The organism is Duganella sp. OV510, assembly GCF_900100205.1.
Lineage (GTDB): Bacteria > Pseudomonadota > Gammaproteobacteria > Burkholderiales > Burkholderiaceae_D > Rugamonas.
In genome coordinates this window covers 259482-273866 of the sequence record NZ_FNEQ01000009.1, presented here as the reverse complement: position 1 = coordinate 273866, position 14385 = coordinate 259482, and the positions used below count along the sequence as shown (strand labels likewise).

Annotated in this window: 14 protein-coding genes; 7 read left to right on the top strand and 7 right to left on the bottom strand. The window is 61.3% G+C overall.

Annotated elements, in window-relative coordinates; all coding sequences use genetic code 11:
- Positions 1–24: 24 nt before the first annotated feature.
- Complete coding sequence (locus BLS51_RS22920) at positions 25–1113, bottom strand: tartrate dehydrogenase (protein WP_090189384.1); 1089 nt, start codon at positions 1111–1113, stop codon at positions 25–27.
- A 100-nt stretch (positions 1114–1213) separates the two neighbouring features.
- On the opposite strand from BLS51_RS22920, the gene BLS51_RS22915 reads away from it, so the two are divergent.
- The 3 genes from BLS51_RS22915 (at position 1214) to arsC (ending at position 4938) form a co-directional block, all read left to right on the top strand.
- A complete protein-coding gene (locus tag BLS51_RS22915) occupies positions 1214–2128 on the top strand; it encodes a LysR family transcriptional regulator (protein WP_090189386.1) in 915 nt (304 codons plus the stop codon).
- 93 nt (positions 2129–2221) lie between these two features.
- Positions 2222–4549, top strand: a complete 2328-nt coding sequence (locus BLS51_RS22910; protein WP_090189388.1) for a TonB-dependent receptor — start codon at positions 2222–2224, stop codon at positions 4547–4549.
- A 41-nt stretch (positions 4550–4590) separates the two neighbouring features.
- On the top strand, positions 4591–4938 hold the full coding sequence (gene arsC, locus BLS51_RS22905; RefSeq protein ID WP_090189390.1) for an arsenate reductase (glutaredoxin): 348 nt from the start codon (positions 4591–4593) through the stop codon (positions 4936–4938).
- 69 nt (positions 4939–5007) lie between these two features.
- Here the strand turns inward: arsC and BLS51_RS22900 are convergent, their stop codons facing one another.
- Complete coding sequence (locus tag BLS51_RS22900) at positions 5008–5907, bottom strand: TIGR03571 family LLM class oxidoreductase (RefSeq protein WP_090189392.1); 900 nt, start codon at positions 5905–5907, stop codon at positions 5008–5010.
- Positions 5908–6033: 126 nt separating this feature from the next.
- Positions 6034–7023, bottom strand: coding sequence for an octaprenyl diphosphate synthase (gene ispB / locus BLS51_RS22895; protein ID WP_090189394.1), 990 nt, complete (start codon positions 7021–7023; stop codon positions 6034–6036).
- Positions 7024–7271: 248 nt separating this feature from the next.
- Here ispB and rplU point away from each other — a divergent pair, with 248 nt between their 5' ends.
- The 4 genes from rplU to proB all read left to right on the top strand — a co-directional run bounded on the left by rplU (position 7272) and on the right by proB (position 10373).
- Positions 7272–7583, top strand: a complete 312-nt coding sequence (gene rplU, locus BLS51_RS22890) for a 50S ribosomal protein L21 (RefSeq protein ID WP_090189396.1) — start codon at positions 7272–7274, stop codon at positions 7581–7583.
- 37 nt (positions 7584–7620) lie between these two features.
- A complete protein-coding gene (gene rpmA, locus BLS51_RS22885) occupies positions 7621–7881 on the top strand; it encodes a 50S ribosomal protein L27 (RefSeq protein WP_090189398.1) in 261 nt (86 codons plus the stop codon).
- Between the two features lie 101 nt (positions 7882–7982).
- Positions 7983–9092, top strand: a complete 1110-nt coding sequence (obgE, locus tag BLS51_RS22880) for a GTPase ObgE (RefSeq protein WP_090189400.1) — start codon at positions 7983–7985, stop codon at positions 9090–9092.
- 162 nt (positions 9093–9254) lie between these two features.
- On the top strand, positions 9255–10373 hold the full coding sequence (gene proB, locus BLS51_RS22875; protein ID WP_090189402.1) for a glutamate 5-kinase: 1119 nt from the start codon (positions 9255–9257) through the stop codon (positions 10371–10373).
- Positions 10374–10441: 68 nt separating this feature from the next.
- Here proB and nth read toward each other — a convergent pair whose 3' ends face one another.
- The 4 genes from nth to BLS51_RS22855 form a co-directional block, all read right to left on the bottom strand.
- Complete coding sequence (nth, locus tag BLS51_RS22870) at positions 10442–11089, bottom strand: endonuclease III (protein ID WP_090189404.1); 648 nt, start codon at positions 11087–11089, stop codon at positions 10442–10444.
- On the bottom strand, positions 11086–11760 hold the full coding sequence (gene rsxB / locus BLS51_RS22865; RefSeq protein WP_090189407.1) for an electron transport complex subunit RsxB: 675 nt from the start codon (positions 11758–11760) through the stop codon (positions 11086–11088). The genes nth and rsxB overlap by 4 nt, the downstream gene beginning before the upstream one ends.
- A 69-nt stretch (positions 11761–11829) precedes the next feature.
- On the bottom strand, positions 11830–13065 hold the full coding sequence (locus BLS51_RS22860; protein WP_090189408.1) for a polyhydroxyalkanoate depolymerase: 1236 nt from the start codon (positions 13063–13065) through the stop codon (positions 11830–11832).
- A 221-nt stretch (positions 13066–13286) separates the two neighbouring features.
- The gene (locus BLS51_RS22855; protein ID WP_090189410.1) at positions 13287–14354 is read right to left on the bottom strand and encodes an NAD(P)/FAD-dependent oxidoreductase; all 1068 of its coding nucleotides are present in this window, start codon (positions 14352–14354) and stop codon (positions 13287–13289) included.
- Between the last annotated feature and the right edge of the window lie 31 nt (positions 14355–14385).

The following is a 14385-nucleotide window of genomic DNA, read 5'->3' as shown; positions in this document are numbered from 1 at the left end:
GCGGCCTGGTGGAGGCTGGGCTGATCAGGCGGCCTTGCGCTCCTTGTCGGCGCCCAGGTGGGCGCACACGGCCTTCGTCACCTCAACTGTGGTGGCCTTGCCACCCAGGTCGCCGGTATGCAGCGATGGCGTGGCGGTGACGGATTCAATCGCCTGCATCACGCGCTGTGCGGCTTCGTGCTCGCCGAGGTGCTCCAGCAGCATCACTACCGACCAGAAGGTGCCGACCGGATTGGCCAGGCCCTTGCCCATGATGTCGAAGGCGGAACCGTGGATAGGTTCGAACATCGATGGATAGCGGCGTTCAGGATCGATATTCCCGGTTGGCGCGATGCCCAGGCTGCCCGCCAGCGCGGCGGCGAGGTCGCTGAGGATGTCGGCGTGCAGATTGGTGGCAACGATGGTGTCCAGCGTGGCCGGCTTGTTGACCATGCGCGCGGTGGCGGCATCGACCAGCTCCTTGTCCCACTTCACGTCCGGAAAATCGCGCGACACTTCCAGGGCGATCTCGTCCCACATCACCATCGCGTGACGCTGGGCATTGGACTTGGTGATGACGGTCAGCAGCTTGCGTGGACGCGATTGCGCCAGCTTGAAGGCGAAGCGCAGGATGCGTTCGACGCCAACGCGGGTCATCATGCAGACGTCCGTTGCTGCTTCGATCGGGTGGCCTTGGTGCACGCGGCCGCCGACGCCGGAGTATTCGCCTTCCGAGTTTTCGCGGACGATCACCCAGTTCAGGTCTTCCGGTTTGCAGCGCTTCAGCGGCGCGTCGATGCCCGGCAGGATGCGGGTCGGGCGCACGTTGGCATATTGGTCGAAGCCCTGGCAGATCTTCAGGCGCAGGCCCCACAGCGTGATGTGGTCAGGGATGTCCGGATCGCCGGCGGAACCGAACAGGATGGCGTCCTTGTTGCGCAGCGCGTCCAGGCCGCTCTTTGGCATCATCTCGCCATGCTCGCGGTAGTAATCGCCGCCCCAGTCGAAATCCTCGAAGGTGAACTGGAAGCTGCTGCTGGCGGCGGCCAGCGCTTCCAGCACCTGCCGGCCTGCCGGCACGACTTCCTTGCCGATGCCGTCGCCTGGAATGGTGGCGATGTGATAGGTTTTCATGTGTGTCTCCTCAAAAGTTGATGGAAGCACTTTAAGGAATGGACGGCACGCGTTAAGGTGGCTAAACTCAATCCATTATCAACCTTGAACTCCACAATCGATGAGTGCCGGATTCCAGCCTGCAGAGCTGAGTTTTATCGTCGCGCTGTCCAATGCGGGCAGCCTGAGTGGCGCGGCGCGCGAGTTGGGCATCACCACCTCGGCGGTGAGCAAGCGGCTGGCGTTCATTGAATCGCGCGTCGGCGTGCCGCTGGTGAACCGCACCACGCGCCGCATGAGCCTCACGCCGGAAGGCGAGGTGCTGCTGGAGCATGCGCGCCGGATTCTCGGCGAGATTGCCGATCTCGATCAGCTGCTGACCAACTCCAAAGGCGTGCCGAAAGGGCAGTTGCGCGTGAACGCGACGCTGGGCTTCGGCCGGCTGCACATCGCGCCGGCGATCTCGCGATATGTGCTGAAGTATCCGGAAGTGGATGTGCAGTTGCAGCTGTCGGTCGATCCGCCACCGCTGACCGATGACCAGTTTGATGTCTGCATCCGTTTCGGCGCGCCGGCCGATACGCGCGTGATCGCCAAACGACTGGCGGCCAACCGGCGCTTGCTGTGCGCCTCGCCCAAATACCTGGAGCGCTACGGCGAGCCGAAATCGCCGGCGGAGCTGTCGCGGCATAATTGCATCTGCATTCGCCAGGGCGACGAGGCGTATGGCGTGTGGCGGCTGTTCACCGGGCGCGAGGCGCATCGTGGCACCGATGCGGTGCGCGTGCGCGGCAACCTGACCACCAACGATGGCGAGATCGCCGTCAACTGGGCGCTTGACGGTCACGGCATCCTGATGCGCGCCGAGTGGGACATCGAACGCTATCTGCAAAGCGGGCGGCTGGTACAAGTGCTGCCCAACTTCAAAACTCCGGATGCCGACATCTATGCGGTGTACCCGCAGCGGCACCAGCTATCGGCGCGCATCCGCACGTTTGTCGACTATCTGTCCGAGAGTTTCAAGCGTTTCAAATAACCGACACTTGGCAAAGTTTTTGCTTTATCAAAATACCAATGTGGTAAATATAAGCAAATGCCCAACTTTGGGGCGCCAAGGAGAAGATCGGACATGGAAATTCGACGCACCATTATCGCCACCGCCGTGCTGGCGGCCATCGGCGCCCCGGCCTGGGCACAGCAACAGCCGTCCTCGGACGAAATCGAAGTCGTCAAGGTCACGGCGCAAAAGCGCAAGGAAGATCCGGCCAAGGTGGCGATGAGTATCAGTGCCGTCACCGGCTCGCAGCTGCAGGCCGAGCATGTGCGCGACATCACCGACCTGACGCGCGTAGTGCCCAACATCTCCTTCACCGCCGCCAGCGGCAATGGCGGCGCGGGGCCTGGCACCTCTAACGTTGAGATCCGCGGCATCAGCTCCACCGCCGGCGCGGCCACGGTGGGCATCTATCTCGGCGACACGCCGGTCACGGTGGGCAATGTCTACACCATGGGGAATATCGAGCCGCGCTTCTTCGACATCGACCGGGTGGAGGTGCTGCGCGGCCCGCAGGCCACCTTGTACGGCGCCAGCTCGATGGGCGGGACGATCAAGTTTGTGCCAAATGAGCCGGATCTGAAGGAGCGCGAATTCACCACTTATACCGAAGGCTCCAACACCAGGGGCGGCAGCGCCAATTACGCCGCCAGCGTGGTCGCCAACTTCCCGCTGATCGCCGACGAGCTGGCGCTGCGCATCGGCGTGCAGGCGCAGCACACCGGCGGCTATATCGATCAGGTGGATGGTGACGGCAAGGTTGTCGCCAACAATATCAACAAGATCAGCGACCAGGAATTCCGTGCCTCGCTGAAGTGGAAGCCGACACGCGCGCTGACGGTGACGCCGTCGGTGTACTACCAGCGCATCGACGCCAAGGATATCGCCGCCTTCAACCTGGAGCTGCCGGCCTATCAGGCGCAGAAGCAGGTGCGCGAACCATCGATCGACAAGCTGCTGGCGCCCAGCGTCACCGTCAACTGGGACCTGGGCGACTTTGATCTGACCTCGGCCACCAGCTACTTCCAGCGCAAGTTCGACCGCACGCAGAATGGTTCGGCCTACAACAGCTATTCGTTGTCGACCTTCCTGACGTCCACCGACGATGGCGGCAAGGCGCCGCCGGAGCTGATCGAAGCGATTGCGGGTCTGCCGTCGGCGGTGTATCTGAACAACCAGGTGCGCCAGGTATCGCAGGAGTTTCGCGTGGCGTCGCGTGCTTACGACGAGAAGGTATCGCCGTGGACCTGGCTGGTGGGGACCTATTTCTCGCGCCAGCACACCAACATCATCGAGAACGATCCGATCTTCGGTGTGACGGACACCTTCAAACAGTTTGGCTTTGATATTGCGGACCCTGAGCTGCTGCCGGATGCTGGGCCTGGTCAGTTCCCCAACGATAACTCGTTTGCGGGCGCCTTCCATTATCGCGAGAAGCAGGCATCGATTTTCGGCGAACTGAATTACTACTTCACGCCGACCGTGCACGCCACCGTTGGCGCGCGCTATCTGAAAGCGAATACCACACTGGAGCAGCGCAACGGGAATTATCTGGCTGGCGCCGGCAACAACAGTGGCGCGGAGACCACCTCGAAAGCGTTCACACCGAAGTATGCGCTGACGTGGGAAATCAATCCGACGAATACCGTCTACAGCAGCGTGGCCAAAGGCTTCCGCCTCGGCGGCGCGAATATCTACGTGCCGACGACCACCTGCGGCCCGGATCTGGAAGCAAACGGCATCGCGGCCGGGCCGCCATCGTATTCGCCGGACAGCTTGTGGAGCTATGAAGTAGGCAGCAAATCGCGCTTCCTGAATAACCGGCTGACTGTGAATGCAGACGTGTTCTACGTGAAGTGGAAGAACATCCAGCAGGGCGTGTACCTGCCGACCTGCGCCTACACCTACAACGCCAACGCCGGCGACGCCACCACCAAGGGCTTCGAGTTCGACATCAAGGCCAAGCCTTTGCCTGGGCTGACACTGAGCGCGTCGGGCGGCTACGTCAAGGCCGAGTTGTCGAATGATGTCGGCATCGAGAACGGCGTGGTGGGCGCGGTGGCGGGCGCGCGGATTCAGGGCGTGCCGAAATATAACGCCGCAGTGAATGCGACCTACAATTTCTCCGCGTGGGAGCGGCCGGCGTTTGTGATGGGCGGCGTGCAGTGGGTGGGCGCCAGCAAAGGCTCGCTGGACCCGGAGCAGACCGACCATGACCGGCCGTCATACCACACGGCGAACTTCAGCGCCGGCATGACGTTTGGCGCGTATGCGTTCACGGCGTTTGTGAAGAATGCGTTTGACACGGATACCATCATCCAGCATCCGCAGGTGGCGTCGATCGTGCAGGGATATCGGCTGGCGCCGCGCAGCGTGGGTGTGAGTCTGGCGACGAAGTTTTAAGCGATAATGCTGCCTTTGTCATTCAGCACAAGGGCAGCATCATGAGCATCACGATTTATCACAATACCGCCTGCGGCACTTCGCGCAAGACGCTGGAAGCGATCCGCGCGACTGGCGTGGAGCCGGAGATCGTCGACTACGTCAAGAACCCGCCATCGCGCGCCGCGCTGAAAGCGATGATCGCGCAGGCCGGCCTCACAGTCCGCCAGGCGATGCGCAACAAGGGCGACCTGTACGCCGAGCTTGGCCTGGCCGACACCACGCTATCGGACGACGCGCTGCTGGACGCCATGATGGCGCACCCGATCCTGATCGAGCGCCCATTCGTCATCACCGAAAAAGGCGTCCGCCTGTGCCGCCCCTCCGAACTGGTCCAGGAAATCCTGTAACAAAACCGGGGTCAGTTCTGCCAAATGTACATGAGCTCGTGTACGTTTGGCAGAACTGACCCCGGACGGTTAGAGGATGTGGGTGGCGATTTCTTCCATTGTTTCTGGCAGTGGGCGCTGGTTGCGGCGGAGGTGCAGGCCGATGTGGTCGACGCCGGCGGCGCGCATGGCTTGTAGTTCGGCGATCAGGCCGTTGCGGCCGGTTGAGGCGCCGAAGCGGTGGCGGCGCAGCGGTGCGTCGGGATCTTCCAGCAGGTCGAGGTGGAGGAAGCTGATGTACGGCTTGTCGCCGGCGACTTCGCGCCATAGCGCCACGCGGCGCGTGTGATCTTCCGCAGTGCCTGGATAGGCCAGCCAGCCGTCCATGTTGGCGCCTGCCCATTGCGGCGTCTGCTGCGCCAGGCCGGCCACCAGCAACGGGATTGGCTGCGTTGCGCGCGGCAGCAGTTGCACGCCCGGCGGCCAGGCTGGATTGTGGCCGGCGCGCAGCTGGGCGATCTGTTCGCGGAAGGCGGCGCCGCGTCCGGCGAAGTCTTTGCCGAAGATTGGGTATTCCACTGGCCGGTCGCCGCTGGCGGTGCCCAGCAGCAGACGGCCGTTGCTCAGTTGTTGTACCGTGGCGGCGGATTTCATCGTCAGCACCGGTTCGCGCAGCGGCAGGACGACAGCGGCGGTGCCGAGCAGGATGTTCTTGGTAACGCCAGCCAGGTAGCCGAGGTAGCTGAAGGTTTCAAACACTTGCGCCGCATCGCCGAATGATGGATCGTACAGCGGCACGTCGCGCACCCAGAGGGCTCGGAAGCCGAGCTGGTCAGCCAGTACCGCCAGTTCGGCGTGCTGTTGGATGTCCGGCTCGCCCGGCAGGCGGCCAGACTCGCGGCGGGCGCGCTCGCCGGCCGGCGACCAGTCATTGTCCAGCGGCAGTTCGAGGCCAATCGAGAAGCCGCCTTGCGTCAGTTTGTCCAGCATGATTATTCCTTGCCTGATTCGAAGGCCTCAGTCTAGGCTTCCGCAAGGCAAAGAAAAATCCGTCCAGGTACAAATGATTGTTGCGATGGCCGCAATGAAAAACAGCGCCTTGAGGCGCCGTTCTGTTTAGTGGTTGCGGTGGACCGAGAAGTGGGCCAGTTGCAGCAGCGATTGCTTGTGGAGGCTGTCCGGCAGGTCGGCGATGGCGTCGGCGGCGCGCTTGGCGGCGATTACTGCCTGTTCGCGCGTGTAATCCAGTGCGCCGCTGCTGGTGATCGCTGCAAGGATGGTGTCGAAGTGCTGCTCGTCGCCATTCTCGATGCACGAACGGACCAGCGCGCGCTGCTCGGCCGTGCCGTTTTCCATCAGGTAGATCAGCGGCAGCGTCGGCTTGCCTTCGCGCAGGTCGTCGCCGACGTTCTTGCCGATTTCGCTGGCGTCGCCGGCGTAGTCGAGCACGTCGTCGATCAGCTGGAAGGCAGTGCCCAGCGAGCGGCCATATTCGCCGGCGGCGGCGATCTGCGCGTCGTTGGCGCCAGCCACCAGCGCGCCCAGTTCGGCGGCCGCTTCAAACAGCTTGGCGGTCTTGGAGCGTATCACTTGCAGGTAGCGTTCGCGCGTCACATCCGGGTCGTGCATGTTCAGCAACTGCAGCACTTCGCCTTCGGCGATGACGTTGGTGGCGTCCGACAGGATCTGCATCACGCGCATATTGTTCAGGCCCACCATCATCTGGAACGAGCGCGAATACAGGAAGTCACCCACCAGCACCGAGGCGGCGTTGCCGAACAGGGCGTTGGCGGTGGCGCGGCCACGGCGCAGCGACGATTCGTCGACCACGTCATCGTGCAGCAAGGTCGCGGTGTGGATGAATTCCACCACCGCCGCCAGCTCGTGATGCGCCGCGCCTTTGTAGGAGTAAGCGTTCGCTACCAGCAGCACCAGCACCGGACGGATGCGCTTGCCGCCAGCGCTGATGATGTATTCGGCAATCTGATTGACGAGGGAAACCTCGGAATGCAGGCGTTGGCGTATCACCGAGTTGACCGCGTCCATGTCGGCGGCAATGGTTTCGATGATGGTGTTTTGGGTAACGTTTTGGGTAGCGGCAGACAAGGCGAACCTGTGCAGTTAGACTATTGGTGCCGGAATTATACGCCATGCCCCGCGCTCCGGGGCGTAAGGGCTGTTTGGCGCGAGGAAATTGCCTGATTGCCAAGCTCTGCCATGAAAAAATTGTTTGACATACCACGCCATCCGCCATTTGTGAATAGTTTTTGACGCAAAAATGGTTCCTGTGTATAATCTGCGGTTCCCCGGTTTCCCCCGGTGGATTTTTATAAACATTTGAGAGGTTTCAAATCATGTACGCGGTCATAAAAACCGGCGGCAAACAATACAAAGTTGCCGCAGGTGAAAAACTTAAAGTAGAACAGATACCGGCAGACATTGGTTCCGAAATCACCATTGACCAAGTCCTCGCCGTTGGCGCGGGCGACAGCATCAAGTTCGGTGCTCCGCTGGTTGAAGGTGCCAAGGTTCTGGTCACTGTGGTTTCCCACGGCCGTCACGAAAAAGTGACGATCTTCAAGATGCGTCGTCGTAAGCACTACCAGAAGCGTCAGGGTCACCGTCAGAACTACACCGAAATCCAAATCGTTTCGATCAACGCTTAATTGCGGATCGACACTTTTTTAGTCAAGGAGCTTTAGCATGGCACACAAAAAAGGCGGCGGCACAACGCGAAATGGTCGTGACTCAGAATCAAAACGCCTGGGCGTTAAGGTTTACGGCGGTCAATCGATCAATGCTGGTGGCATCATCATTCGTCAACGCGGCACGCCAGTGCGCGCTGGTGAAGGCGTCGGCACCGGCAAAGACCACACCCTGTTCGCTCTGGTGAACGGCGTGGTCAAGTTCGTTAAAAAAGGTGAAGGCTCGAAACAGTTCGTCACCGTAGTAGCAGCAGCGTAAATTACGCTCCGGCCTCTTGATGAGGCCGTTTGTAAGGCGCAAGCCTTCAATCGAAAGGCTCTGCCCATAGGTAGAGCCTTTTAGTTTTATGGCGGTACATCATGAAGTTTATCGACGAAGCAAAAATTGAAGTAATCGGTGGTGACGGTGGCAATGGCTGCTCGTCGTTTTGCCGTGAAAAATTCCGCCCGTTTGGCGGCCCTGACGGCGGCGACGGCGGCAAGGGTGGCTCGATCTGGGCCGTAGCGGACCGTAACATCAATACCTTGGTCGATTTCCGCTTCTCCAAAGTCCACCGCGCCGGCAACGGCGAAGCCGGCCGTGGCGCCGACTGCTATGGCCGTGGCGCCGATGATATGCACCTGCGCATGCCGCTGGGCACGCTGATCATCGACGACACCTCCGGCGAAATCCTGGCCGACCTGAGCGAACACGGTCAGATGGAACTGCTGGCCAAAGGCGGCGAGGGCGGCTGGGGCAACATCCACTTCAAGACCTCGACCAACCGCGCGCCGCGCCAGAAGACGCCCGGCAAGGAAGGCGAAGTCCGCACGCTGCGCCTGGAACTGAAGGTGCTGGCCGATGTGGGCCTGCTGGGCATGCCGAACGCCGGCAAGTCGACCTTCATCACCGCCGTGTCGAATGCGCGTCCGAAGATCGCTGATTACCCGTTCACCACCTTGCACCCGAACCTGGGCGTGGTCCGCGTATCGCACGAGAAGAGCTTTGTGATCGCCGACATTCCGGGCCTGATCGAAGGCGCCGCCGAAGGCGCCGGCCTGGGACACCAGTTCCTGCGCCACCTGTCGCGTACCGGCCTGCTGCTGCACATCGTTGATCTGGCGCCGTTCGAGGCGACTGTCGATCCGGTCAAGGAAGCCAAGGCGCTGGTCAATGAACTGAAGAAGTATGACGAACAGCTGGTCGACAAGCCACGCTGGCTGGTGCTGAACAAGCTGGACATGGTGCCGGAAGAAGAGCGCGCCAAGAAGGTCAAGGACTTCATCAAGAAGTTTGGCTTCAAGGGTCCGGTGTTCGAGATCTCCGCGCTGAGCCACAACGGCACGCAGGAGCTGGTCAACGCCATCCAGAAGCACCTGGAAGAAACCCGCCAGACCGAGCAGCGCGCGGAAGAAACCCAGATGGTCGAAGATGTGCGCGGCATTTCGTCGATTGATCCTGACGATCCGCGCTTCAAGATCCTCGACTAAACTACTGCATCACCGGCATAATCAGTTATCAGCTGATTATGCCTTTCCATCTCGGCGCCCGTCCTGCCATCGCAGGGCCGGCGACTGTTAGCGGCAAAGCAGGGCGACCCGCCCGCCAAATCACAGCAGATTTTCCTACGCTTGTTTTGAGATTGTCGCCTTATGAATTCCGTCATACAAAAAGCAAACCGCATCATCATCAAGGTTGGATCGTCACTGGTCACCAATGATGGGCGCGGACTCGATCACGCCGCGATTGCACGCTGGGCCGCGCAGATTGCCGGCCTGCGTGCGCTCGGCAAGCAGGTGGTGCTGGTATCGTCCGGCGCCATCGCCGAAGGCATGCTGCGCCTGGGCTTTGAACAGCGCCCGACCGATATCCACGAATTGCAGGCTTGCGCCGCCGTCGGCCAGATGGGCCTCGCGCAGATCTACGAAACCAGCTTCCGCGCGCATCAGTTGGGCACCGCGCAGGTGCTGCTGACGCATGCCGACCTGGCTGACCGCGAGCGCTACCTGAATGCCCGTTCGACGCTGACCACCTTGCTGCGCCTGGGCGTGGTCCCGATCATCAACGAGAATGATACCGTCGTCACCGATGAGATCAAGTTTGGCGATAACGATACGCTGGGCGCGCTGGTCGCCAACCTGATCGAAGCTGATGCGCTGATTATCCTCACCGATCAGCAGGGCTTGTTCAGCGCTGATCCACGCAAGGATCCATCGGCGGTGCTGATCCAGCATGGCCGTGCCGGCGATGCGGCGCTGGAGGCGATGGCCGGCGGCGCCGGCAGCAGCCTGGGGCGCGGCGGCATGCTGACCAAGATCCTGGCCGCCAAGCGCGCGGCCAAGTCGGGCGCGCATACCGTGATAGCGTATGGCCGCGAGCATGAGGTACTGGCGCGACTGGCCAGCGGTGAATCGATTGGCACCGAACTGGCGGCGCAGACTGGCCATCTGACTGCACGCAAGCAGTGGATGGCGGATCATCTGCATACCGCCGGCCAGGTGGTGCTGGATGCTGGCGCGGTACTGAAGCTGACCGGCGAAGGCAAGTCGCTGCTGCCGATCGGCGTGGTGGAAGTAAAGGGCGAATTCGGACGCGGTGCGGTCATTACCTGCGTCAACGAAGCCGGCGAGCCGGTGGCGCGCGGCCTGTCGAACTACACCAGCGGCGAAACCCGCCGCATCATGCGCAAGCCATCCAGCGAAATCGAGTCCATCCTCGGTTTCGTCGAGGGCAGAGAGCTGATTCACCGCGATAACCTGGTGCTGGTCTAAAAACCGGTGTCAGGTCTGACTTTGGTACATGAGCTCGTGTGCGATTGTCAGACCTGACACCGGGGGTGTCAGGCGGTGGCGGGAGCGGGGGTTTTGGCGCGGTAGTCGCACAGGTCGACCTGCATGCAGTTCCAGCATTCGGGCTTGCGCGCCTTGCAGGTGTAGCGGCCGTGCAGGATCAGCCAATGGTGGGCGTCGTGCAGAAACTCTTTCGGCACAAACTTCAGCAACTTCTGCTCGACGATGTCGACGTTCTTGCCCGGCGCCAGGCCGGTGCGGTTGGAGACGCGGAAGATGTGCGTGTCGACCGCCATCGTCGGCTGGCCGAAGGCGGTGTTGAGCACCACGTTGGCAGTCTTGCGGCCGACGCCAGGCAGCTCTTCCAGCGATTCACGGTCCTGCGGCACTTCGCCGCCATGCTTCTCCACCAGGATCTTGCAGGTGGCGATGACGTTCTTGCCCTTGGTCTTGTACAGGCCGATGGTCTGTATATAGGTCTTCAGTTCCTCCTCACCCATGTCCAGGATCGCTTGCGGCGTGTTCGCCACCGGGTACAGCTTGCGCGTGGCCTTGTTGACGCCGACGTCGGTGGCCTGCGCCGACAGCAGCACGGCAATCAGCAGTTCGAACGGCGTGGTGTATTCAAGTTCGGTGACGGGGTGGGGATTGGCGGCGCGGAAGCGCACAAACATTTCGTAGCGTTTGGCTGCGTTCATTTGTTGTCAGATTCTTTTTTCAGGCGGGCGCGTTCCATGGCAGCGGCGATGATGGCGCGCTTGCGTTCCAGCGCGGCGGCCGATTCGGCGTCGGCCGGATCGATGGCATTCACTTTATCCAGCTTGGCGACCGCTTTGGCGGCCAGGCGGGCATCGTTTTCTTCCTTGTCGCGCTTGAGGCGGAATGTGCGGAAGTCGTGCCGTTCGCGCGCGGCGTCGGCGTCGGGCTGCGACCAGGCGTCCCAGCCGGTGGTTTCGGTGACCGGATACATGACGATGCAATCGACCGGGCAGGGCGCCACGCACAGGTCGCAGCCGGTGCACAGGGCCGGCACGATGGTGTGCATCAGCTTACCCGCACCGATGATGGCGTCGACCGGGCAAGCCTGGATGCACAGCGTGCAACCGATGCACAGCGATTCGTCGATGTAGGCGACCGCGCGCGGCCGCTCCAGCCCATTTACCGGATTCAGTGGAATCACCTTGCGGCCAGTGACCGACGACAGCCGTGCGATGCCCTCGGCGCCGCCGGGCGGGCACTGGTTGATCTCGGCCGCGCCGGCCGCTATCGCTTCCGCATACGGACGGCAGCCGTCATAGCCGCATTTGGTGCATTGCGTCTGTGGCAGGGCATCTTCGATGCGATCGGTAAGGGATTTGTCGGTGGACACGGTTTGACGGATGGCGATAAAACGCCATTATATAAAACGCCCCGTCATGCGGGGCGCTTAACCTTGCTCTCAACCGTGCTTCTTGATGAAGTCAGTGATTTTCGGGCAGACGATTTCGCGCCAGCGGCGGCCGGAGAAGATGCCGTAGTGGCCGGCGCCTGGTGTCACGAAGTCTTCCTGCATGTCGGCCGGGATGCCGGTGCACAGGTCGTGCGCGGCTTGCGTCTGGCCGGCGCCGGAGATGTCATCCAGCTCGCCTTCAACGGTGAACAGCGCCACGGTCTTGATGTCGGCCGGCTGCACCAGCTTGCCGCCCACCAGCCATTCGCCGCGCGGCAGCGCAAAGTCCTGGAACACGGTCTTGATGGTGTCGAGGTAGTACTCGGCCGGCATGTCCAGCACAGCGTTGTATTCGTCGTAAAACTTGCGGTGCGACTCGGCAGTTTCCTCGTCACCCTTGACCAGGTGATCGTAGAAGTCGCGGTGGCTCTGCGCGTGGCGGCCCGGATTCATGGCGATGAAGCCGGCGTGCTGCAGGAAGCCCGGATACACTTTGCGGCCAAAGCCTGGATAGTTCGGCGGCACCGGATAGATCACGGTGTTCTCGAACCACGAGAATTTCTTCTCGGTGGCCAGGTTGTTGACGGCGGTTGGCGATTTGCGCGGGTCGATCGGCCCGCCCATCATGGTCATGGTCTTCGGCAGTTTCGGATCATTGTCCGAGGCCATCAGCGAGATCGCCGCCAGTACCGGCACGGTCGGCTGGCAGACCGAGATCACGTGCACGTCCGGGCCGAGCGCGCGGATGAAGTCCTGCACATAATAGATGTAGTCGTCCAGGTGGAACGCGCCTTCGGACAGCGGCACCATGCGCGCATCGGTCCAGTCGGTGATGTAGACATCGTGGTCGACCAGCAGGCCGCGCACGGTGTCGCGCAGCAGCGTCGAGTGGTGGCCGGACAGCGGCGCCACCAGCAGCACGGTCGGCTGTTTCAGTGCCTTGAACTTTTTGTCGTCCAGGTCTTTCTTGAAGTGGATCAGGCGGCAGAAGGCTTTGTTGACCGCCACGTGTTCGATGATGCCTACCGTCTCGCCCTTGATCTCGGTGCTGTCGATTTCAAATGCCGGTTTCTCGTAGTCCTTGCCCAGGCGGTACATCAATTCGTAGCCGGCGGCGATGCGTTGCGAGAACGGCGTGTGCGCAAAAGGCGAGATCGGATTGGTGAACAGCTTGGATGAGGCATCGGCCCATTGCATCAGCGGCGTCAGCAACGAGCGTTGCATTTCATGGAGTTGGTAGAGCATAAAGGCATCCCGATTTTATAGGCTTGGTGCGGTGCACCAATATCTACATCATAAGCCAAATTATAGGTGCTGTGTTTTTGGTGTAAGGCATTTGCTGGTGCTGCAGGGCAAAGGCTACGTACTATCCACAGGCAATCTTGTAAAAAAGAATAATACCTGCGCGGGCATAAAAAAAGCAGCGTTTCCGCTGCTTTTCTGTAGGACTGTTGCTCGCCTGAAGCTTAGTCGAAGACTGGCGTCTCCACGCCCAGCACCTTGTGCAGTTTCGGCGAGGTGGTGGTGTACTGCATGTGAATCTTCTTGTCCGGGAAGATGTACGGCGCGGCGCCGAAAGCAGCCAGCGCGGCTTCATGGAAGCCCGACAGGATCAGCTTTTTCTTGCCCGGATAAGTGTTGATGTCACCCACGGCGAAGATGCCTGGCACGTTGGTTTCGAACTTCTCGGTGTCCTGCACTTTCAGCTGGCGACGCTCGATGTCCAGGCCCCACTCGGCGATCGGGCCGAGTTTCGGCGACAGGCCGTAGAACACCAGCAGCATGTCCAGCGGCACGCGGCGGGTGACGCCGTCGGCGGCGGTGACTTTCAGGTGGTTCAGTTTTCCTGCGTCGTCGGTTTCATAGCCGGTGGCGGTGCCGACCAGCAGCTGCATTTCGTAGTCGTCGCACAGTGCTTTCATCTTGGCGACCGATGCTGGCGCGGCGCGGAAGTCTTCACGGCGGTGCAGCAGCACCACCGATTCGGCCTTGCCGACGAAGTTCAGCGCCCAGTCCAGCGCGGAGTCGCCGCCGCCGCAGATGACCAGGTTCTTGCCTTCGAACTGCGCCGGGTCCTTGACCTTGTAATGCAGCTGCGAGCCTTCGAACACTTCGATGCCGTCCACTTTCAGCGTACGCGCCTGGAACGAGCCGACGCCGGCGGCGATGAAGATGGTCTTGGTCAGGAACTTGGTGCCCAGCGTGGTTTCGACGTCGAAGCGGCCGTCGTCGCGGCGTTCTACCTTGGTCACTTCCTGGCCCAGGTGGAAGGTCGGCGCGAACGGTTCGATCTGCTTCAGCAGGTTGTCGGTCAGTTCCTGGCCGGTGCACGATGGCACGGCAGGGATGTCGTAGATCGGTTTGTCAGGATACAGTTCCACGCATTGACCGCCTACGGCGCCCAGCGAATCGATCACGTGGGCTTTGATTTCCAGCAGGCCGAGTTCGAAGACCTGGAACAGGCCGACCGGGCCGGCGCCAATGATGACGGCATCGGTTTCGATGACGCCAGGTGGTGTAACGGTGCTATTCATACGTGGGTTTCCTGTGATTTCAAAGATGGCG